The sequence below is a fragment of the Streptococcus sp. HMSC076C08 genome (assembly GCF_001810825.1).
Classification (GTDB): Bacteria; Bacillota; Bacilli; order Lactobacillales; family Streptococcaceae; genus Streptococcus.
On record NZ_KV802736.1, the window covers coordinates 229,792 to 230,144 of the forward strand.

At 42.2% G+C, this 353-nt stretch carries 1 protein-coding gene; it reads right to left on the minus strand.

Annotation, left to right across the window (positions count from 1 at the left end; translation table 11 throughout):
* Positions 1-353, minus strand: a 353-nt coding sequence (locus tag HMPREF2766_RS10215) for a Spy0128 family protein (protein ID WP_315940710.1), incomplete at both ends; no start/stop codon positions are given.

A 353-nucleotide genomic window follows, 5' to 3' on the forward strand; every position in this document is an offset into this window, starting at 1 on the left:
CTGCAGCATTTTTAGCTGTTCCGATTACTTCGTCACCTTCTTTAAGTTCAAACTCATATTTGTCAGCTTCTAGAGCTTTACCATCCAAGACTTTCTTAGCTGTGATAGTTGCTGTTGTTTTAGCTGCTTTATAAGTGTTGGTGAAGGTTGGGTTGTTATCAGTTACAGTCGCAACAAGTTGGCCTGCACCGTTATCTGTAACTGCTACCTTAACTTCGTGTTTAGCAGTGTCGTATGTCACACCTGCTTCGCTACCTGCTTTTTCAGAGATAGTGTATGTGTGGTCGCCTGCTTCTTTGTACTCAATATCTTTGAAAGTAACCGTACCGTCTGCAGCATTTTTAGCTGTTCCG